The sequence below is a fragment of the Streptomyces sp. CC224B genome (assembly GCF_030010595.1).
GTDB classification, from domain to species: Bacteria; Actinomycetota; Actinomycetes; order Streptomycetales; family Streptomycetaceae; genus Streptomyces; species Streptomyces longispororuber.
This window is the reverse complement of the sequence record NZ_JASCXL010000003.1, coordinates 58,860-82,393: the sequence shown is the minus strand read 5'-3', so window position 1 is coordinate 82,393 and position 23,534 is coordinate 58,860. Positions and strand designations below refer to the sequence as shown.

Below are 23,534 nucleotides of genomic sequence, written 5' to 3'. Positions count from 1 at the left end.
GTGCTCCCGTGGGCCGGGCCTCTCTGGGCCGTGCCCCCGTGGTCCGGGCTCCCCTGGGCCCGGCTCTCCTGGTCCGTGCTCACAGCGGAGGCTCCCAGCGGGCGAGGGCGCGCAGGGTCCTGGGCGTGAAGCGGGACAGGAGGTGGGCGACGCGGGCCTCCGGGGTGACCGGGACTACGGCCCGGTTCTGCGCCACGGCGCGCAGGACGGCGTCGGCGACCTTCTCCGGCGGGTAGTTGCGCAGCCCGTACCACCGGGCGGACTTCTTGCGGCGGCGCATCTCCTCCTCGGCGTCCACCCCGGTGAAGCGGGCGGTCGCCGTGATGTTCGTGTTCACCAGGCCCGGGCAGATCGCGGTGACGCCGATGCCCCGGCCAGCCAGCTCGGCGCGCAGGCACTCGCTGAGCATGAGGACGGCCGCCTTCGACGTGCTGTACGCGGGCAGCAGCCGGGACGGTTGGAAGGCCGCCGCCGATGCGGTGTTGACGATGTGGCCGCCCTGTCCGCGCTCGGCCATCTGCCTGCCGAAGAGGCGGCAGCCGTGGACGACCCCCCACAGGTTGACGTCCAGGACCTTCTTCCAGTCCTCGGCGCTGGTGTCGAGGAAGGCGCCGGACAGGCCGATGCCCGCGTTGTTGACCAGGATGTCCACCACGCCGTACTCGGTGGCGACCTTCTCGGCGAGCTTCTCCATCGCCTGCCCGTCGCTGACGTCGACCGTCTCCGCCCAGGCCGCCGGAGCACCGACGAGCCGGGACAGCTCGGCGGTGCGGGCGGCGCCCTCCGCGTCCCGGTCGACGGCCACCACCCGTGCCCCGGCCTCCGCGAACGCGAACGCCGTGGCCCGTCCGATGCCGCTGCCCGCACCCGTGACGAGCACCAACTGGCCCGAGAACCGGTCCGCGTACGGCCGCGGGGCCGCGGCGGCGTTCACCGGCGGCACCCCGTCCTCGTGCGCCGTAACGAAGTCGGTGATCCAGGCGGCCAGTTGGTCCGGGCGGGTCTGTGGCACCCAGTGCTTGGCGGGCAGCGTGCGCCGGGTGAGCCGCGGGGCCCACCGCTCCAAGTCGTCGTACAGTCGCTCCGACAGGAACGCGTCGCCGGTCGGCGTGATGAGCTGCACCGGCACGTGCGCGTAGGCGTCCGTGCGGGGCCTGCGCAGGCGGGCGCGGACGTTGTCGCGGTAGAGCCAGGCGCCGTGCGCCGCGTCCGTCGGCAGCGACGGCGTGGGGTAGCCGTCCGCGGGCACCTTCTCCAGCCGCCGGAGGAGCCCCGGCCAGCGCCGGCCGAGCGGGCCGCGCCAGGCCAGCTCGGGCAGCGCCGGGGTGTGCAGCATGTACACGTACCAGGACTTGGCGCCCTGGGCGGCGAGCTGCGCGGCCCGGCGCGGTGTCGGCCGCCTCAGGCGCCGGGCGATCCAGTGCCCGAAGTGGTCGAGGGACGGCCCCGACATGGAGGTGAAGGACGCCACGCGCCCCTCGGTGCGGCGGACCGTCACGAACTCCCAGCCCTGCACCGAGCCCCAGTCGTGCCCCACCAGGTGCACCGGCCTGTCCGGGCTGACCGCGTCGGCCACCGCGAGGAAGTCGTCGGTCAGCTTCTCCAGCGTGAAGCCGCCCCGCAGCGGCTTCGGCGCCGACGACCGGCCGTGGCCCCGCACGTCGTACAGCACCACGTGGAACCGCTCGGCCAGGCGCACGGCGACCTCGGACCACACCTCCTTGGAGTCCGGATAGCCGTGCACGAGCAGCACCGTGGGCCGCCCGGCCTCCCCCAGCTCGGCGACACACAGCTCCACCCCGCCGGTGCGCACCCGGCGCTCACGCGCGCCCGGAAGATCCACGGTCGTCATGCGGCAGCCCTCGCAGCGTTGTCCTCGGCCCAGCGCCGCACGTGCGGCAGGTCGTCGTCCAGCCAGAACGCGCTCTCCTCGGGGTCCGCGGAGTCGGTGACCACGAGGATCTCCTCGAACTTCGCGCCCGTGCCCCGGAACCCGAGGTGCGGCTCCACCGCCCACAGGCCCGGACGCGGCGGATGGTCGGAGAAGCGGTACGGCGACCACAGGGGCGACCAGCCGTCCCGGTGGCCGCGCAGCGCGTCGCTCGCGAGGCCCTTCAGGGACTGCGTACCGAAACCGAGGACGTGCGGCGAGAAGCGGCGCTGCCTGACCCGGCCGACCTTGTGCGCGATGACGCCGAAAGGGTAGGCGCGATGGCGGTTGGCGTACCCCTGGCGGACCATGAGGCGGTCCACGTCCTCGTAGATCTCGCGCAGCGGACGGCGCTCGCGCACCTCGCGCAGGATCAGGTCCCGGTGCGCCTCCAGGTCGGCGAGCAGCCGGTCGTGCACGGGGTTGAGGCCGAGACAGCCCGAGTAGCCGATGTCGGCCGTGTACCCCTCGTACACCGGCGCCATGTCGAGGATGAACGGCATCCCCGGCTCCAGCGCGCGGTTCGTCGGGAAGAACTGCAGCGGCACCCGGAAGTTCACGAACGCCGTGCGGTCGCCGAACCACGCGAAGGGCAGGTGGAACCAGTCCCGCACCCCCCGCTCGCGCAGCCACACCCGCTGCATCCGCGCCGCCTCGCGCTCCGTCACCCCCGGCTTGAGCTGGGCGGCGACCGCCTCCGCACACGCGTACGCGAGGGCCTGCACACGCTGGAACCCCCGCAGCTCCGCGGCGAGTTCACCCTTCCCTGCTGAGGTCATGCCACCGTCCGTCCCAAGTCGGTACCGCCCGCCGCACACCTGACCGCGCCGTCTCCGTACGCCCTCGTCCCCTGCGCCCCCGCTCCCTTGCGCGTTCATCCCCTTATGCGCTCGCCCCCTGCGCGCCCGCAACGTGACACTGACGAATGTGACAATGACCGGCGGCTGCGTCAAGAGGTCCGCATGAGCCTCCGGGGCCGTTCCGGGAGAACCCCGAGCGGGTCTTCGGGAGAACCCCGAGCGGGTCTTCGGGAGAACCCTGAGAGGGTCTTCGGGAGAACCCCGAGTGGGTCTTGGGGAGAGCCCTGAGCAGGCATCCGGGAAACCCCGACGAGCCTCCCGACGCCCCCGAGAAGGCCTCCGGAAGATCCCCCACGGGACCGACGTCCGGACGACCCCTACGGGCCCGTAATACTCGAGAGTGACGCGGGACAAGCCCCTGGACTGACGACCCGTCCGCTCCCCGCCCCTACCGTCGGACACGTGACTGTGATCGCGACCGAAAGCCTGAGCAAGCGGTTCCCGAAGGTGACCGCGCTTGACCGGCTGACCTTGGACATCGGGCCCGGTGTGACCGGACTCGTCGGAGCCAACGGAGCCGGCAAGTCCACGATGATCAAGATCCTGCTGGGTCTGTCCCCGGCCACCGAGGGCACCGCGTCCGTGCTCGGTCTCGACGTCGCCACGAGCGGCGGCCAGATCCGCGAGCGCGTCGGGTACATGCCGGAGCACGACTGCCTGCCGCCCGACGTCTCGGCCACCGAGTTCGTCGTCCACATGGCGCGCATGTCCGGCCTGCCGCCCGCCGCGGCCCGCGAGCGCACCGCGGACACCCTGCGCCACGTCGGCCTCTACGAGGAGCGCTACCGCCCCATGGGCGGCTACTCGACCGGCATGAAGCAGCGTGTGAAACTCGCCCAGGCCCTGGTGCACGACCCCCAACTGGTCTTCCTGGACGAGCCGACCAACGGCCTCGACCCCGTCGGCCGCGACGAGATGCTGGACCTGATCCGCCGCGTCCACACCGACTTCGGCATCTCGGTCCTGGTCACCTCGCACCTCCTCGGCGAACTGGAGCGCACCTGCGACCACGTCGTCGTCATCGACGGCGGCAAGCTGCTGCGCTCCAGCTCCACCACGGACTTCACCCAGACCACCACGACCCTGGCCGTCGAGGTCACCGACAGCGACGAGCACCCCGACGGCACGAGCGCGCTGCGCGCGGCCCTGGACGCCCGCGGCGTGAGCACCCACGACGACGGCGGGGGGCTGCCCGGCGCCGGCCACATCGTCCTGCTGGACGCCGCCGACGAGGCCACGTACGACCTCGTCCGGGACACCGTCGCCGACCTCGGCCTCGGCCTCGTCCGCATGGAACAGCGCAGGCACCACATCGCCGAGGTCTTCCGCACCGGCGACGAGCACGGCCAGCCGGAAGGAGCCCCCGGCCGCCCCGCCGCGCCGACCACGAAGACCACGAAGGCCACGCAGGCCACACCGACCACGCCCACCACGACGTCCCCCGCCCCGCAGACCGGAGGCGCCCAGCGATGACCGCCGAGACCCCACCCGCCCAGGGCGCCGACGCCAGCCGCATCCACAACATCGGGTACCGCACCTACGACGGCCCCCGCCTCGGCCGCGCCTACGCCACCCGCTCCCTGTACTCCCAGAGCCTGCGCGGCGCCTACGGCCTCGGCCGCTCCGCCAAGTCCAAGGTGCTCCCGATGATCCTCTTCGGGGTGATGTGCGCTCCCGCGCTGATCATGGTCGCGGTCGCCGTCACCACCAAGGCCGACAAGCTGCCCGTCGACTACACGCGCTACGCCGTGATCCTCCAGGCCGTCATCGGCCTCTACCTGGCGGCCCAGGCCCCACAGACCGTGTCCAGGGACCTGCGGTTCAAAACAGTGCCCCTGTACTTCTCCCGGCCCGTCGAACACGTCGACTACGTGCGCGCGAAGTTCGCCGCCATGGCGTCCGCCCTGTTCATCCTGACCGCGGCGCCACTGATCGTGCTCTACGTAGGGGCCCTGTTGGCGAAACTCGACTTCCCGGAGCAGACGAAGGGTTTCACCCAGGGACTCGTCTCCGTGGCCCTGCTGTCCCTGCTGTTCGCCGGGATCGCCCTCGTCATCTCCGCCGTCACGCCCCGCCGCGGCTTCGGCATCGCCGCCGTCATCGCCGTCCTGACCATCTCCTACGGAGCGGTGTCCACCGTCCAGGCCATCGCGCACGAACAGGGCGGCAACGACACCGCCATCCAGTGGCTCGGCCTGTTCTCGCCGATCACCCTCATCGACGGCGTACAGACCGCGTTCCTCGGCGCGACCTCCTCCTTCCCCGGCGGCGAGGGCCCCTCGGCCTCGGTGGGCGCCGTGTACCTCCTCGTCGTCCTCGCCCTCGTCGCGGCCAGCTACGCCGCCCTCATGCGCCGCTACCGGAAGGCCGGACTGTGACAACGATCAGCATCGACCACGTATCCCGCTGGTTCGGCAACGTGGTGGCCGTCAACGACATCACGATGACCATCGGCCCCGGTGTCACCGGCCTCCTCGGCCCCAACGGCGCCGGCAAGTCCACCCTCATCAGCATGATGGGCGGCTTCCTCGCCCCCTCCACCGGCTCCGTCACCCTCGACTCCAAGCCCACGTGGCGCAACGAGGAGATCTACAAGCAGCTCGGCCTCGTACCCGAGCGGGAGGGGATGTACGACTTCCTCACCGGCCGCGAGTTCGTCGTCGCCAACGCCGAACTGCACGGCCTCGGCAAGAAGGCCGCGCAGAAGGCCCTCGCCACGGTCGAGATGGAGTACGCGCAGGACCGAAAGATCTCCACGTACAGCAAGGGCATGCGGCAGCGCGTGAAGATGGCGTCCGCGCTCGTCCACGAGCCCTCCGTGCTGCTGCTCGACGAGCCGTTCAACGGCATGGACCCGCGCCAGCGCATGCAGCTCATGGACCTGCTGCGGGCGATGGGCGACGAGGGCCGCACCGTCCTGTTCTCCTCGCACATCCTCGAAGAGGTCGAACAGCTCGCCTCGCACATCGAGGTGATCGTCGCCGGACGGCACGCCGCCAGCGGCGACTTCCGCAAAATCCGCCGCCTCATGACCGACCGCCCGCACCGCTACCTGGTGCGCTCCAGCGACGACCGCGCCCTCGCCGCCGCCCTCATCGCCGACCCGTCCACCGCGGGCATCGAGGTCGACCTCAAGGAAGGCGCACTGCGCGTCCAGGCCGTCGACTTCGGCCGGTTCACCAGCCTGCTGCCCCGCGTCGCGCGCGCCCACGGCATCCGGCTGCTCACGGTCTCGCCCTCGGACGAGTCCCTCGAGTCGGTCTTCTCCTACCTCGTCGCGGCCTGAAGGGAGCCACCGTGTACGACCCCACTGTCGCCCGGCTCACCTACCGGGCCCTGCTCGGCCGCCGCCGGGCACTCATCCTCTTCGCCCTGCCCCTGCTGCTCGTCGTGATCGCCGCCGCCGTCCGCGGCTTCAGCGGCGCCGACGACCAAGTGGCCTCCGACCTGCTCGGCGGCTTCGCGCTCGCCACCATGGTGCCGATCATCGGCGTCATCGCGGGCACCGGCGCCATCGGCCCCGAGATCGACGACGGCTCCGTGATGTACCTGCTGTCCAAGCCGGTCAAACGGCCCACGATCATCGTCACCAAGCTGACCGTCGCCATCGCCGTCACCATGGTGTTCTCCGCGGTCCCGACGCTCGTCGCCGGGCTGATCCTGAACGGCAACAGCCAGCAGATCGCCGTCGCCTACACCATCGCCGCCCTCGTCTCCTCCATCGCGTACGCGGCGATCTTCCTGCTGCTCGGGACCGTCACCCGCCACGCGGTGGTCTTCGGGCTCGTCTACGCGCTCGTCTGGGAGGCCGTCTTCGGCTCCCTGGTCTCCGGGGCGCGCACGCTCAGCGTCCAGCAGTGGTCGCTCGCCGTCGCCCACAAGGCCACCGACGCCGGGGACCTCGTCACCTCCGACGTGGGCCTGCCCGCCGCCGTCGTCCTGCTGCTCGTGGTCACGGCCGGCACCACCTGGTACGCCGGCAGGCGCCTGCGGACGCTGACGGTCGCGGGCGACGAATAGTCCCGCGGGGGGGGGGGTGGAAGGGGTGCGGGCGCGCGGTATGCGGGCGCGCGGGGTGCGGGAAATTCGGTGGCGGGCGTCCCGGCCCGCCCGGCACAGTAGGTGTGTCACCGCGCGAGGCCCACGGCCGGGCGCGCACCTACCGGGAGAGGAGGCGGCGTTGAGCACCAGTAGTCCGTCGCACTCCCGACAGGGCGGTCCGCGGCAGGCTCCGGAGTCCTCACCCACTCCGTGAGAGCCCCGCCACGGGGGAGACCGTCCGGGGCGGCCGCTTCGAGCGCGCAGACCTCTGCGCGGGCCGCCCACCCGGAGGATTGGCCGAGTGGTAAGGCAGCGGCTTGCTAAGCCGTCGTCGGGGCCGGCGCCCCGCGCGCGTTCGATCCGCGCATCCTCCGCCCCTATGTCGCACGTGGCTGAGCGGGGCAGCCCCGCTGCCCCCCTGGCTGCCCCGGCAGCGGGCCGGCCGAGTCGGCCGCCCACAGCGGTACAGGGGCGTGCCGCGCGGAGGTCAGCGCAGGAGGCGTTCCAGGACCACCGCGATGCCGTCGGCCTCGTTGGACGCCGTGACCTCGTCCGCCACCGCCTTGAGCTCCTCGTGGGCGTTGGCCATGGCCACGCCGTGCGCCGCCCAGGCGAACATGGGGATGTCGTTGGGCATGTCGCCGAAGGCGATCGTGTCCGCGGCCTTCGCCTTCAGGCGGCGGGCCGCCAGGGACAGGCCCGTCGCCTTGGTCAGACCCAGCGGCAGTATCTCCACGATGCCCTCTCCCGCCATCGTGACGCCGACGAGGTCACCCGCCACCTGCCGCGCGACGGCCGCGAGCGCGTCGTCGTCGAGGCCGGGGTGCTGGATGTACACCTTGTTGAGCGGCGCCGACCACAGGTCGGCCGGGTCGGCGAGCGGGACGACCGGGAGCGGGCCCTCCTGGACCACGTACCCGGGCCCCACCAGGACCTCGCCCTCCAGGCCGTCGCGGCTCGCGGCGAGCGCCAGCGGCCCGACCTCGGCCTCGACCTTCGCCAGGGCCAGGCCCGCGAGCTGCCGGTCGAGCGTGACCGACGTCAGCAGGCGCCGCTCGCCCGCGTGGTACACCTGCGCGCCCTGGCCGCAGACCGCGATGCCGTCGTACCCGAGGTCCTCCAGTATGTGCCGCGTCCAGGGCACGGAGCGCCCGGTGACGACGATGTGGGCCGCGCCCGCCGCGGTGGCCGCGGCGAGCGCGTCACGGGTACGCGTCGAGACCGTGTCGTCGGGACGCAGCAGCGTCCCGTCGAGGTCGGTGGCGACGAGCCGGTACGGGAAGGGGGCGCTCACTTGGCGATGGGCTCCAGGATCTCCCGGCCGCCCAGGTACGGGCGCAGCACCTCGGGCACGTGCACGGAGCCGTCCGCGAGCTGGTGGTTCTCAAGCAGTGCCACGATCGTGCGCGGCACCGCGCACAGCGTGCCGTTCAGCGTGGCCAGCGGCTGCACGTGCTTCTTGCCGTCGCGGTCCTCGCGCATGCGCACGGACAGGCGGCGGGCCTGGAAGCCGTCGCAGTTGGACGCGGAGGTCAGCTCGCGGTACTTGCCCTGGGTGGGGATCCAGGCCTCGCAGTCGTACTTGCGCGAGGCGGACGCGCCCAGGTCGCCCGAGGCGACGTCGATGACCTGGAACGGCAGCTCCAGGCCGGTCAGCCACTGCTTCTCCCAGTCCAGGAGCCGCTTGTGCTCGTCCTGCGCGTCCTCGGGCGCGACGTACGAGAACATCTCGACCTTGTCGAACTGGTGCACCCGGAAGATGCCGCGGGTGTCCTTGCCGTACGTGCCGGCCTCGCGGCGGAAGCAGGGCGAGAAGCCCGCGTACCGCAGGGGCAGTTTGTCGGCGTCGATGATCTCGTCCATGTGGTACGCCGCGAGCGGGACCTCGGACGTGCCGACCAGGTAGAAGTCGTCCTTCTCCAGGTGGTACACGTTCTCGGCGGCCTGGCCGAGGAAGCCGGTGCCCTCCATGGCGTGCGGGCGTACCAGCGCGGGGGTCAGCATCGGGATGAACCCGGCCTCCGTGGCCTGCGCGATCGCCGCGTTGACCAGGGCGAGCTCGAGGAGCGCGCCGATGCCCGTCAGGTAGTAGAAGCGCGAGCCGGAGACCTTGGCGGCGCGCTCCACGTCGATCGCGCCGAGCGCCTGGCCGAGCTCCAGGTGGTCCTTCGGCTCGAAGCCCTCGGCGGCGAAGTCACGGATCGTGCCGTGCGTCTCCAGGACGACGAAGTCCTCCTCGCCGCCGACCGGGACGTCGGGGTGCACGAGGTTGCCGAGGCGCAGCAGGAGGCGCTTGGTCTCCTCGTCGGCCTCGTCCTGCTCGGCGTTCGCGGCCTTGACCGCGGCGGCCAGCTCGCCCGCCTTCTTCAGGAGCTCGGCCTTCTCGTCGCCGGAGGCCTTGGGGATGAGCTTGCCGAGCGCCTTCTGCTCGGAACGGAGCTCGTCGAAGCGGACACCTGACGACCTGCGCCGCTCGTCGGCGGAGAGCAGGGAGTCGACGAGGCCGACGTCCTCTCCACGGGCGCGCTGCGAAGCGCGAACACGGTCGGGGTCCTCACGGAGCAGGCGAAGGTCAATCACCCCTCCAGGCTACCGTCGGGCGCTTCCGGGTCACGACTCGATATTCACACCTGACTCCGTTATGCCCGATTTGCCGGAATGTGAATTTCTCGCCCCCCGCTTCACCCTCGACGGCGGCGGAACGCGCTCCTCGCGGCTGTCCGTACGGCCGCGAAGGGTGGCGACGGGGAGGTCAATAAAAGGGGCGCCGTTCCCTGAATCGGGGCAGATGCCCCGCGCCGCCTTGACCCGATTTCCTTGTGCGGAACGGGACTTGGGGACAGGGTTGTCCACAGGAATGGGCGTGTTCGGAAAGTTATCCACAGGCTGTGCGAAAGATCTGTGGATGCCGAGAGAAGCCCCTCTCCATGCTCCCGCGCATCGAAGGAATCCCGGTCCAAACCTGCTCAGCGCCCACTTTCGAGTGGAAATGGTTAACTCCAAAGAGTCGCCGCATGGAAAGCGGTGGACGAAGGAGTGACGAGAGCGACTCTGGGCGGTCTTGCGCACTGAGTGCCGATATGTCGGTGATGTCGAGTTCCCTTGTCGACTTGTCCCCAGGTCGAGAAGGGGACCTGTGGATAACTTCTGTGGACAAGTTAAATCTGCAGGTAGGACCGCGGACAGCAGCCCCGCACGAGCCCGCATGAGCCCACACGAGCCGGCACGAGCCCCCGTCGGCCGACACGAACCCGCACACGGGCATGCGAAAGCACCGGGACACCCCCGGTGCTCAGCCGCTAAACGTTCAGAACCGGCCGTCCTGGCACCGCGCCAGCCAGTCCGAAGCCGCCATGAACTCCTCGTCCGACGTCCCCGGCCGCAGCACCCGCACATCCTGCGGCGCCACCCCCGCGCGCGGATACGACCCGAGGAAACGCACCTTCGGACAGATCCGCTTCAGGCCCATCAGCGCCTCGCCCACCCGGCGGTCCGTGATGTGCCCCTCGGCGTCCACGGAGAAGCAGTAGTCGCCGATGCCGCGTCCCGTCGGACGGGACTCGATCCGCATCAGGTTGACGCCGCGCACCGCGAACTCCTGGAGCAGCTCCAGGAGCGCACCCGGGTGGTCGTGGCCGAGCCAGATCACCAAGGACGTCTTGTCCGCGCCGGTCGGCGCCGCGGGCCGGGCCGGACGGCCCACGAGCACGAACCGCGTCTCCGCGTTCGCCGCGTCGTGGATCTCCGTCACCAGCGGCTCCAGGCCGTACGTCACCGCGGCGAACTCACCCGCGAACGCCGCGTCGAACCGGCCCTCCTGGACCAGCCGCGCGCCGTCCGCGTTCGACGCCGCCGACTCCCACACCGCGTCCGGAAGGTGCGCGGCCAGCCAGTTGCGCACCTGCGGCTGGGCCACCGGGTGGCCCGTCACCGTCTTGACGTCCTTCAGCTCGGTACCCGGACGCACCAGGAGCGCGAAGGTGATGGGCAGCACGACCTCGCGGTAGATCATCAACGGCTCGCCCTTGGCCAGCTCGTCGACGGTGGTCGTGACACCGCCCTCCACCGAGTTCTCGATCGGGACGAGCGCCGCGGCGGCCTCCCCCGCGCGCACGGCGTCCAGCGTCGCCGGAACCGACACCATCGGCACCAGCTCACGGGTCGCCGCCTCCGGCAGCGTGCGCAGGGCGGCTTCGGTGAAAGTGCCTTCAGGGCCGAGGTAGGTGTAGCGCGTCGCCGACATGCGGTCAGCCTATGCGGCGCGACGGCCCGCAGGACACGGGATCACGAACGGCACCGGCGCGACGGCCCGCGGGACCACGAACGGCACCGACATCCCCGGCTCACCCCTCCAGCAACGCCTGCCCCACGTACTCCCCGGGACCCGCCCCGCCCGGCACCGCGAAGACACCGCTCGCCTCGTGCCGTACGAACGTCGACAAGGCGTCACCCCGGTCCAGCTTCCGCTGCACCGGGACGAACCCCCGCAGCGGGTCCGCCTGCCAGCAGACGAACAGCAGCCCCGCGTCCGGCTCGCCCTTGGCGGTGAAGCCGTCGTGGTACGAGAACGGCCGCCGCAGCATCGCCGCGCCCCCGTTCTGGTCGGGACGGCTGATCCGGGCGTGCGCGTTGAGGGGGATGACGAGGTCACCGCCCTCGGTCGTCTTCTCCAGCTCCATCTCCGTGGTCTCCGTACCGCCCGTCAACGGCGCGCCGTCGGCCTTGCGGCGGCCGATGACGTCCTCCTGGGCCTTCGTGGAGAGCTTCTCCCAGTCGTCCAGGAGCATCCGGATACGGCGTACGACGGCGTACGAGCCGCCCGCCATCCAGGCCGGGTCGGCGTCCGCCGGCTTGTCCGGCACGAAGATCCGCCGGTTGAAGTCGTCGTCGGACGGCTTCGGGTTGTTCGTGCCGTCGACCTGGCCCATCAGGTTGCGGGTCGTCATGGGGCGGGCCGTGGCCCCCGGCGAACGGTTGAAGCCGTTCATCTGCCAGCGCAGCCGCGCCGCCGCACCCGTCTCCCGCTGCACCGCCCGCAGCGCGTGGAAGGCCACCAGGGCGTCGTTCGCGCCGATCTGCACCCACAGATCACCGTTGCTGCGGGCCTTGTCGAGTCGGTCCGAGGAGAACTCCGGCAGCGGGTCCAGCGCGGCCGGCCGCTGCTCCTCCAGACCGGTACGGCCGAAGAAGCCGTGGCCGAAGCCGAAGGTGACCGTCAGCGAGGACGGACCCGCGTCCCGCGCGATGTCCGTGTCCCGGTCCTCGCCGCCTACCGGCTCGCCCGCCATCAGCCGCCCGGCCACCCCCGACCACCGGCGCAGCAGGGCCGCCGCCTCCTTGCGCCCGGCACCCGGGGCCAGGTCGAAGGCGACGAGATGACCGCAGGACTGCACGGGCGTGGTGATCCCCGGCTGATGTTTCCCGTGAAACATCACCTCGTCCGAGCCGAGCGACGTCAGCGGCGGCCGCGACGCGTCCGAGCCGCCGGAAGAGCCCGAGGACGCCGCCGCGTACCCGGCCGCGCCGCCCGCCGCTCCCAGGGCGAGGCCGGTGGCGCCCGCCGTACCGAGCAGGCGCCGTCGCGAAATGGTGTGGTCCGCCATGGTGGTTCAGCCGATCTGCACGTTCTTGTCGAGGGTCACTTGGTCGATGTCGGAGGTGCGGACGGTCACCGCGACCTTCCACTTGCCTGCCATGGGGACCTGCACCCCGGTGGCGCTCCAGTGTCCGGTAGCGATGCGGTCCGGAGCCACCGGCAGTGGACCGACGTCCTTGGCCTTGAGCGTGAAGGCCACCTTCACCTCGGGCAGGTCGAAGGCGCTGCCGTTGGGCCGGTTCGCGTAGACGTGCAGGTCGTTGCTGCCGGTGCGGCCCGGAGTGAGCTCCAGCCGCACGGTGCCCTTGCCGTCCCGGCCGCCGGTGTCGAAGGGGACCTCCAGCTTGACGGGCCCGGCGGCCCGCTGCGCGGACGAGGCCGTGTTCTCGGCCTCCTCCACGGTGCGCCCGGGCTCGGTCGTGGTCAGCGCCGTGGTGACGGCGAGCAGGACCACGGCCACCCCGGCCTCGGCGAGCACCGAGCGGCGCAGGCCCGAGCGGTGCGGGTCGGCGTCGCGGACCCGCTTCTCCCGGGCGGCGTCCATGGCGGCCCGCTGGCGGGCGAGCTGAGCGGCGCGCTTGTCGTCACCAGCCGGCTTTCCGGGACCGGACTTCGCGGGGCCGGTCTTTCCGGGGCCGGACTTTCCGGAGTCGGTCTTCCCGGGACCGGTCTTGCCGCTGTCCGCCTCGGCCGTCCCGCCCGTGGTCCCGCCGGTGGCCTTGTCGGTGGCTGTGTCCGTGGCCTTGTCGGTGGTCTTGCCGGTGGCCCTGTCGGTCGCCGCGCCGGTCCTGGAGCTGTGCGCGACAGCGACGGGCTTCTTCTTCCTGCTGGAGGCCTTGCCGGTCGCCTTGCCGGTCGCCTTGGCGGCCGTCGTGGTGGCCGCCGTGGCGGTGGAGGTGGCGGCGGCCCGGCCGCGCTGCTCGACGACCGCCGCGGCCGCCGCCTCCGGCGCCAGACCGCCCGCCTCGGCGGCGATGCGCCCCGTCCAGCGCCGGGACACCGACGCGATGCCCACCAGGACCACGACCAGCGCGACCTTCACCAGGAGGAGCTGCCCGTAGTCCGTCTCCACGAGCGCGGTCCAGGAGCCGACCTGCCGCCAGGACTGGTACAGGCCCGTCACGGCCAGCACCACGACACTGGCGAAGGCGACACGGGAGAAGCGGCGCACGGCCCGCGCGTCGACGAGCGGCGCGCGGTACAGGCACAGCAGCAGCGTGCCCACCCCGCCCAGCCACACGGCGACGGCCACCAGGTGCAGCACGTCGACGGGCATGGCGAGCCCCGCCTGGACACCGGTCGAGGCGTGCTCCGCGAGCGCCCACGTCGCCGCGATGCCCAGGGCCACGACCCCGCCGCCGACGGCCAGACCGAAGGCGAGGTCCCGCTTCTCCTTGGGGTCCTCGCGCTTGTCGTACGCGCCGAACAGGACGGCGATGAACAGCGCGGCGGCGGCGAGCAGCAGCAGCCGGGAGACGAGCGCGGCGCCCGTCTTGGTCTGCAGGACGTCGCCGAGCGCGGCCAGGTCGAAGGCGTCGGCGAGCTTCCCGGAGCCGGTGTAGGGGGCGCGCAGCAGCAGCGTCGCGAGGGTGGCACCGGTCAGGACGAGCCAGCCGGCCACGACAAGCCGCTGCAACGGCCGCACCCCCGCGCCGCGCGGCCAGCAGCCGAGGACGAACGCCGCACCGCCGACGACGACGATGAACCCGGCGTACGCGAGGTAGCGCGCGGTGTCGTAGAGCGTCCCGACGAGGCCGCCGCCGACCTCCTGGTCGGGCAGGACGACCTTGGTGTCGGACGGGGCGCCGATGGAGAAGGTGAAGGCCCCGGCGATGGGGTGGCTGTCGGCGGAGACGACCTGGTAGGCCACGGTGAACGTGCCGTCGGGCAGGCCCGGCTTCAGCTTCACCCCGTACGTGTTCGAGCCGAGGTCACTGGTCTTGCCGGTGTCCGCGCGCTTGCCCGCGGGGTCGAGGACCCGTACCGAACCGTCGGCCATGGCGACCTTCTCGGAGAAGGTCAGGGACACCTGGTCGGGTGCCTTCGCGACCACCGCGCCCCGCTGGGGGTCGCTGCCGGTGAGCGCGGCGTGCGCGCCGGCGGGCGCCGCGGTGGCGAGGACGGCCCCGAGCGCGGCGGCGAACAGGGCCGCGACGACGAGCAGCAGCCGTCCGCGTCCGGCGAGGTCCGGCCCCGGGCGGGGGGCGGTGGTCCGCATCAACTCTTCAGTCCCCTCAGTGCGACGAGTGCGAGGCGTGCATCTCGGCCGGGGGTTCCTCGGCCGTGCCGTGCTGATCGTTCTCGGTGTGCGTCTTCGGGTGTCCGGAGCGGTCCGTCGGATCGCCGGAGCGGGTCGCCCCGCCGGAGCGGGACTCCTCGCCGTGGGTCTTCGACGCGCCGGTGTGCGGCTGCGGGTCGCCGGTGCCGGTCTTCGAGTGCCCCTCGTGCGACTTCGAGTGCCCCTCGTGGGACGTGGAGTCGCCCGAGTGCGCGCTCGGGTCACCGCCGGTGCCCGGGTTGTACGTGGCGGCCTTCACCGGCATCTCCACCGTGATCGGGTCCGCCTTCTCGAACCGGAGCGTGACCTCCACCGTGTCGCCCTGCTTGGGCTTGCGCTTCAGCTTCTCGAGCATGATGTGGTTGCCGCCCCGCGCGAACACGAGCTCGCCGTTCGCGGGCACGTCGAAGGACCGCTGCTCCTTCATCGTGCCGCCCCGGGTGGCGTGCAGGGTGACGCTGCCCGCGAGCGGGCTGGACGCCGAGGTGAGCTTGTCGGCGGCGCCCTTGTTGGTCAGCGTGAAGAAGCCGCCCGCCATGTCGGCCATGGCCGGGGCGGGGATGTAGGCGCCGCTGACCTTCAGCTCGGGCTTCTTCGCCGCGTCGCCGGAGCCGTCGCCGCCGCTGTCGCAGCCGGTCAGGACCAGGCCCGCGGCCAGTGCCAGGGCTCCGCCGGTGAGCAGGCGGCGCCGGGTGGTGCGGTGGTTCACGGTTTCTGTCCCTTGATGAGCTTGGGGAGGTCCTGCGCGTACTCCTCGGCGCGGGTGTCCTGGCCGTTGTAGACGACGTAGCCCGCCTCGGTCTTCGGCGAGAAGGCGACGACCTGGGTGCCGTGCATCGACTCGATCTTGCCGTTCTTGAGCTTCTTGGACGGCTCGATGCTGATGCCGACGGTGCGGGCGCTGGCCTGGATGGTCGAGAAGTCACCGGTCAGGCCGATGAACTCGGGGTCCTGGGCCTTCAGCCACTTGCCGAGCTCCTTCGGGGTGTCCCGCTCGGGGTCGGTGGTGACGAAGACGACCTGGAGCTGGTCGAGCTCGGCCTTGCTGACGGCCTTCTTGCGGAGGAGGTCCTTCTTGGCGACGGCGATGTTGCTCATCGTCAGCGGGCAGACGTCCGGGCAGTTGGTGTAGCCGTAGTACAGCAGCACGGGCTTGCCCTTGGTCCGCTCGCGCAGGTCGTACTTCTTGCCGTGGGTGTCCGTGAGGACCAGGTCCGGCTTCTTGAACGGCCGGTCGAGGACGGTCGCGGCCTGCTTCGACTCGGGCTCCACGGAGACGTCGGCGACCTTGTCCGCCGCGTCGCCCTTGTCGCCGCTGTCACTGCCGCACGCGCTCAGCGTCAGGCCTGCGGCGGCGAGCAGGGCCGCGGTGGCGAGCGCCCGCGACGTCGCCGTCCGCGAGGCCGTGGTCCGAGGGGTCTTCGAGCCCGGGGTGAGGGTGTGGTTGCTCAACTTGCGCATACGAAAATGTCCCAGATGTGAGGGGGCCGGGACGCGCCGGGGCCGGTGTGGCCGGGCGGCGCGTCCCGAGGGCAGCCGGGGGCGGACGCCTCAGCCGTTGGCGCGGCGGCGCTGGGCGAGCACCCCGAAGGCGACGCCCGCGGCGCCGACCACGATGCCGACGATGCCGAGGGTGCGGGCGGTGGTGTCGCTGCTGTCGCCGTCGGAGGAGGCGGACTCCTTCTTGTCACCGGAGTCGGCGCCGCCGGACTTGGCGTCGTCCTTGTCGGAGGCGGCGGCACCGTGGTGGTCGTCCGAGGCGGCGGAGAGCTGGAGCGCGGGCGCCGGGAACTCCGGCTCCTCGGCACCCTTCTGCTGCGGCTCGATCCAGCGGACGACCTCCTTGTTGTCGTACGTCTGGAGCGCCTTGAAGACGAGCTGGTCGGTGTCCTCGGGAAGCTGGCCGAGGGACAGCGGGAACTTCTGGAAGTAGCCGGGCTCGACGCCCTTGCCGTCGGCGGTCCAGGTGACCTTGGAGACCGCCTCGTCGATCTTCTTGCCGTGCATCTCGAGCGGCTTGTCGAGCTTGGTCTTGGTGACCTTCGCCTTCCAGCCCGGCACCGGCTGCGGCATCACGGACACGAGCGGGTGCTCGGCCGGGAAGGTGACCTCCAGCTTGGTCGTCGAGGCGTTGTCGCGCTCGTTGGGGACCTTGAAGTTGACGGTCGCGTAGCCGCCCTTCGCGGCCTCGCCCTCCGGGCTGACGCTGACGTGCGCGAAGGCGGGCACGGACAGCAGGAGGACGGCGGAGGCGGCGACGCCGCCCACCAGGGAGACGCGGGTCAGAGCGGACTTCGGCGACGTCGAGGACTGCTGGGTCTGAGTCTGGGTCGTCATGGCGGAGTACTCCGGTTTCGGCAGGAGTGCGCTGCGACCGGGCCCGGCGCGGCGGACCCCGGAGGACCCGCGCGGAGCGGAAGGCACGGCCGTGCGTACTGGGTGATCGGAAAGGGGGGACGCGCCGCGGCGGACCGGTCGGCCCCCGCACGCGCGCGGACACGCCGCGCGGCACCCCTCCGACAGCAGTACGTACGGACGTACAGCAGTACGTACGGATGTACGCGTACGTCGACTCGGAGCGGCCCGCGTCAGGCGGCGAGCGTGAGCGCGGCGGCCGCGGGCGGGCCGCGCCGGATCACCGTGTGCTGAAGAGCGGCCGCCCGGAGCTTCGGCGGCACCAGGGCACCGGCGGCCCGCGCCGGGCCGGTCACCGGGTCGGGCGTACCGATCAGGCCGACCCGCAGCGCGCGCACCAGCGTGAGGGCGGCGCGCAGGGAACGCATGAGCGCCCCTTGCGCCACTTCCTGCGCCCCCTGGGCGGAGAGCCGGACGAGCCGGGTGAGCGCGACGTCACCGCGGCGCAGCAGCCAGCCCGCGGCCAGCGCCGCGAGCAGGTGCGCGAGCAGCATCGGCAGGGACGGCAGCAGGGACGCCGCGGAACCGGCGGCCATCCCGCTGTGGGTGGCCGCGGCCCCGCCCGTGGCGTGGGCGTGGGCGCCGTGGGCGCCGGACGGGTCGATGCCCGCCGTTTCGAGGATGTGCCGGGCCTGGACGGGGGTGATCGTCGCCCCGCCCGCCCCGCACACGATGCGCGCGGCGCGCTCGACGAGGGAGAGGCTCTCGGTGCCGCCGGCCGTCGCCATGGCCGTGCCGTGCTGGCCGAGCCCGAACAGCGCGTGCAGCCCGAGCTGGCCGGCCGCGAGCGCCCCCGCGATGCCCGGGAGCGAGCGTTCCCGCCCGGCCAGGGGCACCGCCACCACGAGTACGGCGAGGAAGCCGGCGCCGAGCGTCCACAGCGGGACGGTGGCGCAGGAGGCGAGCACATGGCCCCCGGCGGACAGCACGAGGCAGACCGCGGCGAACATCGCGGCCCGCAGCAGCCGGAGATCGGCTCCGGCGCGCGCCTGGCGCTGGTGGGGGGCAGTCATGGCCGGGCCATCATCGCACTGGGCCGCCCGACGCCGTACGGCAGGTCCGCATGCTCCCGTGGATGCCGCAAGATGCCGGAATCACCCGAAATGATGCGGCTAGCCCGGAAAGTGCGGGTAAGGCCTGCTCGTGACGCATCTGCCCGCACCGGCAGGGACGTGACGGCGCGTGTCCCGGTACACCGGACAAGCTTCCCGCCGCGTCCGCCGTATGGGCGTCATCACGTCAACTGAGCGCTTATCCCCGGGCACTCGCGGCAATACGTAGGGGTATGTCGAGCCGCGGCCAGAGGGCTGGAGCATGCCAGGAGGCTGAAGCATGAGCATCTGGTGGTCCCTCCATTTGCGGCGTGAAGCCGCAAGCGTCCCGCTCGCCCGCCGTCTGCTCATCGGCACGATGGAGACGGCCGGCGTGGACCCGGAGGTCTCGTACGACCTGTCGCTCGCCCTCACCGAGGCCTGCGCCAACGCGGTGGAGCACGGCGGCGAGACCGACCCCGCCACCGGCGAGTACCGCGTCACCGCCTACCTCGACGGCGAGAAGTGCCGCATCGAGGTGGCCGACTCCGGCCCCGGCCTGCCGCCGGGCCGCGTCTTCGCCAGTGGCGCGAGCACCCTCGCCCCGCGGCCCGCCCAGGGCCGGAGGGACGACGGCCGACGGGGGCGCCGGACGCGGCGGAGGGCTCGGACGGAGGCGGTGCGGGGGCGGCGTCAGTCGCGTCCTCAGGGGGCTCCCCCCTCCCCCTCCCCCTCCCCCACCCCTCCCCCTGAGACCTCCGAAAGCGGACGTGGTCTGTGTCTCATCCGTGAGCTCGCCGACGACGTGCACTTCGGGAACAAGCCGGGCCGCGACGGCGGCGCCGTGATCAGCTTCGACAAGATCCTCAAGTGGCGCGAGGACGCGCCGCTGATGGTGTCCTGAGCGGCACCCCTGCCGGCCCGCCGTGGCCGGGGGCGGCGTTCAGCTCCGCGTCGCCGCCGCGTAGACCTCCAGGGCGGAGCGGGGCGCGCGGCCGAGGAGGGTGCGCAGGGCGTTGTCCGCTATGGACGTGCCGTCGAGGAAGCCGCCCGCTATCGCGGAGTACGTGCTGAGCAGCATCGGTATCTGGAAGGGCAGGGCCTCGCCGGCCGCCGTCACCGCGGCGCGGGTCGCCTCCAGCGTGCCCGGTTCGTAGGAGCCGCCCGTCGCGGCGGCCAACTCGGCGCCTCCCAGGGCTTCTTCGCCGACGAGTTCGTAGGTGCGGCCCGCGTGCGGGGCCGGGTCCGTGGCCACGCGGACGGCGACCTCGGCCAGGTCTTCCCGGGCGACCGCGGCCAGCCGTCCGGCGCCGAGCGGCGCGGCTATCGTCCCGTCGGGGCCGGGCGCGGCGATGGCGGCGAGGAACTCCGCGTACAGGCCGTTGCGCAGGACCGTCCAGGTCAGGGAGGAGCGGCGGAGTCTGCGCTCGGTCCAGCGGTGGGCGAGGGCGTAGGTGAGGTGGTCGCCGTCGCCGCTGAGGCTGGTGTAGACGAGGTGGCCGACGCCGGCCTTCTCGGCGGCGGAGATGACGGCGTCGTGCCGGGCGATGACGACGTCGTCCTCCGCGGCGCCGGCGGAGATGACCAGCAGGGTGTCGACGTCGGTGAAGTCGAGGGACGACGGGTCGTCGAAGTCGACACGGCGTTGGCCGGGGCCGGGCGAGCGGGTGCCGATGACGACGTCGTCGGTCGCGCGGGCGGTGAGCTCGGTGGTGATGAGGGTGCCGAGTGCGCCGGTGGCGCCGGTGATCAGCAGCATGGGAACGATCCCCCGTCGTGGGCAGTTGAGATGGATGACGACCGGTGCTGGAGGTGCGGTGCACTCGGTGCGTGACCATCGTGGATCGGTGGTGGGGGAGCGCGTAAGGAGGCACTTTGATGTCAGTCGGGCACAAGACGGTAACCGGGTCACCGGTCGAGGGGCCGGTGATCAGTTGTGAGACGCCGCAGGACGAGTGCGGTGTCAGGGACGTGCTGGACCGGCTCGGTGACAAGTGGTCGGTGTACGTCGTGGTCGAACTCGCGGGCGGGATCCTGCGGTTCAAGGAGTTGCAGCGCCGCATCCACGGCGGCATCTCGCAGCGCATGCTGACGCTGACCGTGCGGCGCCTGGAGCGGGACGGCCTGGTGAGGCGGACGGTGCACCCCACGATTCCGCCGCAGGTCGAGTACGAGCTGACGGAGATGGGGCACAGCCTGACGCATCTCATCAAGTCGCTGGCGGACTGGTCGATAGCGCACCGCCCGGCCATAGCGGCGGCACGGGAGGCGTACGACGAGGCGCAGGGCGTGCCGGGCGGTCCGCGCTAGCGGGGCGTTGCCCGCCCGGCGCGGTCATCGCGGCCGACAGCGGGTCCCAGCGCGTGTGCGGGTGGCTCGCTGTCGGTGATGAAGGCCCTGGCCAAGGCGGCGACGGCGTCGGGCCGTTCCATCAGGAGCATGTGGTCGCAGTCGGGGATCGTCACGAAGCGGCTGCCGTCGATGGTCGCGGCGAAGGCGCGTTGCAGGTCGGGAGGGGTGAGAGTGTCGTGCGCGCCCGTGAAGACCAGGGTGGGCACGCCGGTCAGGCCTCCGGTGAGGGCGGTGCGGGCCCCCAGGGCGCGGGCCAGCACGTACGCGGCGTGCGGCCTCTGGGTGACGTGCAGCAGGGAGCGTCGGAAGGAGCGCAGGGCGAGTGCGCGGCGGTGGACCCGTCGGCTGTCGTCCAGGCAGAACATCGCCGCGGAGACCGCCGAGACGAAGCCCTCGGTGTCGCCGGAGGCCAGCAGCCTGCCGGCTTCCCGGTAGTGGGCGAAGGGGGCGTCGGTGAGGTGGGCGGGTACGCCGCCGAGGAGCAGGCGGGCGCAGCGCCGGGGGTGGCGCTGCGCGTAGCGGAAGGCGATGACCGCGCCGTGGGAGTAGCCGAGGAGGTTGACGCGCGGTACGTCCAGGTCGTCGACGACGGCGTCGAGCGCCGTGACCAGGGTGTCGACGGTGTGCTCGGGGCGCGGCACGTCGGAGCCGTCCGCGCCGGGCAGGCCCGCGGTGACCAGGCAGGCGACGTCCGTGAGGGCGTCCTCGAGCTGCACCCAGTCGTACAGCCCCTGGAAGGCGCCGCCCAGCGCGATCAGCGGCTCGGTCCGGGCGGCGGTGGGATGTACGAGCCGGTAGCGGTAGGTCAGCCCGTCCGCGGTCAGGGTGCGCACGTGTTCCATGATCCGGTCCCCGTGTCAGGCCCTGGTGAGGACGAGGACGGCGTTGTGGCCGCCGAAGCCGAGGGAGGAGGTCGCCGCGCACTCCAGCCGCGCGGGGCGGGCGGCCCCGGCCACCACGTCCACGAGCACGCCCGGGTCCTGCTCCTCCAGGTTCACCGTCGGCGGGACCACCTGTTCCTCCAGGGCCAGGGCGGTCAGGGCGGCTTCGATGCCGCCGGCGGCGCCCAGGGCGTGTCCGGTCATGGCCTTGGTGGACGTGACGAGCGGGCGGTCACCGAACACGCGGTGCAGGGCCGCGCTCTCGACGAGGTCGTTCATGACCGTGGAGGTGCCGTGGGCGTTGACGTGGCCGATGTCCTCGGCGGCGACGCGGGCGTCGGTCAGCGCGGCGCGCAGCGCCCGTTCGATGCCCTGGCCGCTCTCGTCGGGGGCGACGGGGGACAGGGCGTCGTTGGACGATCCGTACCCGGCCAGGTGCGCCCGGACGGCGGCGCCCCGGGCCCAGGCGTGCTCCGGGCGCTCCAGCACCAGCAGTCCGGCTCCTTCGCCGACGACGAAGCCGTCCCGGCCGGTGTCGAAGGGCCGGCAGGCGGCGGCCGGGTCGTCCACCCGGGTGGACAGCGCCTTCATCCGGCAGGTGCTGGCGAACATCAGCCGGGAACGCAGGGACTCCGCCCCTCCGGCCACGGCGATGTCGCAGCGGCCGGCGCGCAGCCAGCCGAGGGCGGTGCCGATCGCGTCGGTGCCCGAGGCGCAGGCCGTGCTGACCGCCAGGCTCGGCCCGCGGGCGCCCAGGTCCTGGCAGACCCCGCCGGCGGCGTTGTTGTTGACGCTCAGCGGCGCGACTTTCGGCGCGACCCTGCGGGCGCCGCGCTCGGCCATCACGGCCTGCTGCTCGTCGTAGTAGTGCAGGCCGCCGTGAGCGGTGCCCACGACGACCGCGACGCGGGTGCCGTCCCAGGTGTCCGGATCGAGCCCGGCGTCGGCCACGGCTTCACGGGCCGCGATCACGGCCAGTTGGGCGAAGCGGTCCAGGAGCAGGGTGGCGCGGCCGAGCCTCGCCTCGAGGTCGAGCCCTTCCACCGTGTACATGAAGTCGCAGGGCAGACCCTGAAGGGACTCCAGGCGGCGCACGCCACGGGGGGCCCGGGCCGTGGTGATCTCGCTCCAGGTCTCCTTGGCATCGTGGCCCGCCGCGGTCACCAGGCCGATCCCTGTCACCGCGGCGGCGCAGGGCCCTGCTGTCCCCGCCGTCACACCGCTGCCGTCTTCGCGCACACGGCGTCCAGCAGCTCCCCTACGGTACTGCGGGACGTCAGTCGCACATCCTCGAGGTCGATGTGGAGCTCGTCCTCCAGCACCAGCCGCAGTTCCTCCAGGGCCAGGGAGTCGATGTGCAGCCGGTGCAGCGGTACGTCGGGGAGCACCGTCTCCGGCGCGAGCCGGTACATCCTGACCAGTACGGCGGTGACCCGGTCCGCGGCATCCATCAACTGCTGCTCCTTGCTCGGGACTGCTCAAGAGCTCTCGTTGTGCAACGCCGGTCCGCGCGCGAAGTGACGTCGGAGCGGCCGTGATTGACCCGTTCGGCACAACGCCTCCGCGTCTCAGGACGACTTTGCCGGTACGGCAACTTTCGTTGCCGTACCGGTTGTTGTGGGCGCACGCTGGGGTCCGCACCGCAGCACTCGAAGGACCGTCAGGAGGCTTTCCCATGACCGCGATTGACGAAGGCGTCGGTTCCGCGCGCACCACGGACACCGGCTCGTCGCTGAACAACCGGGTGCACCACGTCCGCGCCGACGAGCTGGACGGGTACGCCGCCCTCAGCGGGCACACGGTCGGTTCGAAGAGGCTCTGGATGGGGAAGGTGGAGAACCCGCCGCTGAGCTCGACGGACAACCACCACCACGGCGACTCCGAGGCGGGCATCTACGTGGTCAGCGGCCACCCGGTGTTCGTCTTCCACGACGGCGAGCGGGAGGTGCGGATCACCGCGGGCCCCGGCGACTTCGTACTGGTGCCCCCGTTCGTGCCGCACCGCGAGGAGAACCCCGACCCGGACGAGCCGGCGGTCGTCGTCATCGCCCGCACCACCCAGGAGCCGATCAAGGTGCCCGTGCCGGAGCTGTACCAGCTCACGGAGTCGACACCGCGCCAGTAAGGGCCGTGCCAGTAGGGGCCGCGCC

21 protein-coding genes, 1 tRNA gene and 1 pseudogene are annotated in these 23,534 nt (G+C 72.2%); 8 read left to right on the top strand and 15 right to left on the bottom strand.

The window, feature by feature from the left end:
• Positions 1-79: 79 nt before the first annotated feature.
• Both QK440_RS02300 and QK440_RS02295 read right to left on the bottom strand, forming a co-directional pair.
• Positions 80-1,852: an SDR family oxidoreductase gene (locus tag QK440_RS02300; protein ID WP_282791212.1), complete on the bottom strand. Its 1,773-nt coding sequence runs from the start codon at positions 1,850-1,852 to the stop codon at positions 80-82.
• Positions 1,849-2,709 carry a M24 family metallopeptidase gene (locus tag QK440_RS02295; protein ID WP_282791211.1) on the bottom strand — a complete coding sequence of 287 codons (861 nt, stop codon included), beginning with the start codon at positions 2,707-2,709 and terminating at the stop codon, positions 1,849-1,851. The genes QK440_RS02300 and QK440_RS02295 overlap by 4 nt, the downstream gene beginning before the upstream one ends.
• Before the next feature lie 489 nt (positions 2,710-3,198).
• On the opposite strand from QK440_RS02295, the gene QK440_RS02290 reads away from it, so the two are divergent.
• The 5 genes from QK440_RS02290 to QK440_RS02270 all read left to right on the top strand — a co-directional run bounded on the left by QK440_RS02290 (position 3,199) and on the right by QK440_RS02270 (position 7,205).
• Complete coding sequence (locus QK440_RS02290) at positions 3,199-4,263, top strand: ABC transporter ATP-binding protein (protein WP_282791274.1); 1,065 nt, start codon at positions 3,199-3,201, stop codon at positions 4,261-4,263.
• A complete protein-coding gene (locus QK440_RS02285) occupies positions 4,260-5,168 on the top strand; it encodes an ABC transporter permease (protein WP_282791210.1) in 909 nt (302 codons plus the stop codon). Before QK440_RS02290 ends, QK440_RS02285 begins: the two co-directional genes overlap by 4 nt.
• Complete coding sequence (locus QK440_RS02280) at positions 5,165-6,076, top strand: ABC transporter ATP-binding protein (RefSeq protein WP_282791209.1); 912 nt, start codon at positions 5,165-5,167, stop codon at positions 6,074-6,076. Before QK440_RS02285 ends, QK440_RS02280 begins: the two co-directional genes overlap by 4 nt.
• Before the next feature lie 11 nt (positions 6,077-6,087).
• Entirely contained in the window at positions 6,088-6,810 is a 723-nt protein-coding gene (locus tag QK440_RS02275; protein ID WP_282791208.1) for an ABC transporter permease, read from the top strand.
• A 308-nt stretch (positions 6,811-7,118) separates the two neighbouring features.
• Positions 7,119-7,205: transfer RNA gene (locus QK440_RS02270), tRNA-Ser, on the top strand.
• A 113-nt stretch (positions 7,206-7,318) separates the two neighbouring features.
• Here the strand turns inward: QK440_RS02270 and QK440_RS02265 are convergent.
• From QK440_RS02265 to QK440_RS02225, 9 genes and pseudogenes are all read right to left on the bottom strand, one after another.
• Positions 7,319-8,125, bottom strand: coding sequence for an HAD family hydrolase (locus tag QK440_RS02265; protein WP_282791207.1), 807 nt, complete (start codon positions 8,123-8,125; stop codon positions 7,319-7,321).
• Positions 8,122-9,411 (bottom strand): serine--tRNA ligase, encoded by a 1,290-nt coding sequence (gene serS, locus QK440_RS02260; RefSeq protein WP_282791206.1) that lies wholly within the window; start codon positions 9,409-9,411, stop codon positions 8,122-8,124. The genes QK440_RS02265 and serS overlap by 4 nt, the downstream gene beginning before the upstream one ends.
• Positions 9,412-10,138: 727 nt before the next feature.
• Complete coding sequence (pheA, locus tag QK440_RS02255) at positions 10,139-11,074, bottom strand: prephenate dehydratase (RefSeq protein WP_282791205.1); 936 nt, start codon at positions 11,072-11,074, stop codon at positions 10,139-10,141.
• 100 nt (positions 11,075-11,174) lie between these two features.
• Entirely contained in the window at positions 11,175-12,434 is a 1,260-nt protein-coding gene (gene efeB / locus QK440_RS02250; protein WP_282791204.1) for an iron uptake transporter deferrochelatase/peroxidase subunit, read from the bottom strand.
• 6 nt (positions 12,435-12,440) lie between these two features.
• Positions 12,441-14,645 carry a copper resistance protein CopC gene (locus QK440_RS02245; protein WP_282791203.1) on the bottom strand — a complete coding sequence of 735 codons (2,205 nt, stop codon included), beginning with the start codon at positions 14,643-14,645 and terminating at the stop codon, positions 12,441-12,443.
• Positions 14,646-14,940: 295 nt separating this feature from the next.
• Positions 14,941-15,414: pseudogene (locus QK440_RS02240) on the bottom strand (copper chaperone PCu(A)C); the annotation flags it as partial.
• Entirely contained in the window at positions 15,411-16,166 is a 756-nt protein-coding gene (locus QK440_RS02235; protein WP_282791202.1) for an SCO family protein, read from the bottom strand. The pseudogene QK440_RS02240 and the gene QK440_RS02235, both read right to left, overlap by 4 nt.
• A gap of 90 nt (positions 16,167-16,256) precedes the next feature.
• Positions 16,257-17,042: a YcnI family protein gene (locus tag QK440_RS02230; RefSeq protein WP_282791201.1), complete on the bottom strand. Its 786-nt coding sequence runs from the start codon at positions 17,040-17,042 to the stop codon at positions 16,257-16,259.
• 251 nt (positions 17,043-17,293) lie between these two features.
• A complete protein-coding gene (locus QK440_RS02225; RefSeq protein ID WP_282791200.1) occupies positions 17,294-18,133 on the bottom strand; it encodes a hypothetical protein in 840 nt (279 codons plus the stop codon).
• Positions 18,134-18,452: 319 nt separating this feature from the next.
• Here QK440_RS02225 and QK440_RS02220 point away from each other — a divergent pair, with 319 nt between their 5' ends.
• Positions 18,453-19,055: an ATP-binding protein gene (locus QK440_RS02220; protein ID WP_282791199.1), complete on the top strand. Its 603-nt coding sequence runs from the start codon at positions 18,453-18,455 to the stop codon at positions 19,053-19,055.
• Positions 19,056-19,094: 39 nt separating this feature from the next.
• Here the strand turns inward: QK440_RS02220 and QK440_RS02215 are convergent, their stop codons facing one another.
• Positions 19,095-19,910: an NAD(P)H-binding protein gene (locus QK440_RS02215; protein ID WP_282791198.1), complete on the bottom strand. Its 816-nt coding sequence runs from the start codon at positions 19,908-19,910 to the stop codon at positions 19,095-19,097.
• A gap of 119 nt (positions 19,911-20,029) precedes the next feature.
• Here QK440_RS02215 and QK440_RS02210 point away from each other — a divergent pair, with 119 nt between their 5' ends.
• Positions 20,030-20,461: a helix-turn-helix domain-containing protein gene (locus tag QK440_RS02210; protein ID WP_282791197.1), complete on the top strand. Its 432-nt coding sequence runs from the start codon at positions 20,030-20,032 to the stop codon at positions 20,459-20,461.
• On the opposite strand, the gene QK440_RS02205 is transcribed toward QK440_RS02210, so the two are convergent.
• Genes QK440_RS02205 through QK440_RS02195 form a run of 3 tightly spaced genes read right to left on the bottom strand, consistent with a single transcriptional unit; the run spans position 20,458 to position 22,835 of the window.
• The gene (locus tag QK440_RS02205) at positions 20,458-21,336 is read right to left on the bottom strand and encodes an alpha/beta fold hydrolase (RefSeq protein ID WP_282791196.1); all 879 of its coding nucleotides are present in this window, start codon (positions 21,334-21,336) and stop codon (positions 20,458-20,460) included. The two genes, QK440_RS02210 and QK440_RS02205, sit on opposite strands and share 4 nt — an antisense overlap.
• A 24-nt stretch (positions 21,337-21,360) precedes the next feature.
• Complete coding sequence (locus tag QK440_RS02200; protein WP_282791195.1) at positions 21,361-22,623, bottom strand: beta-ketoacyl-[acyl-carrier-protein] synthase family protein; 1,263 nt, start codon at positions 22,621-22,623, stop codon at positions 21,361-21,363.
• Positions 22,599-22,835, bottom strand: a complete 237-nt coding sequence (locus QK440_RS02195; RefSeq protein ID WP_282791194.1) for a phosphopantetheine-binding protein — start codon at positions 22,833-22,835, stop codon at positions 22,599-22,601. The genes QK440_RS02200 and QK440_RS02195 overlap by 25 nt, the downstream gene beginning before the upstream one ends.
• Before the next feature lie 224 nt (positions 22,836-23,059).
• Between QK440_RS02195 and QK440_RS02190 the strand changes: the two genes are divergently transcribed.
• Positions 23,060-23,509, top strand: coding sequence for a cupin domain-containing protein (locus tag QK440_RS02190; protein WP_282791193.1), 450 nt, complete (start codon positions 23,060-23,062; stop codon positions 23,507-23,509).
• The last annotated feature ends 25 nt before the right edge of the window (positions 23,510-23,534 follow it).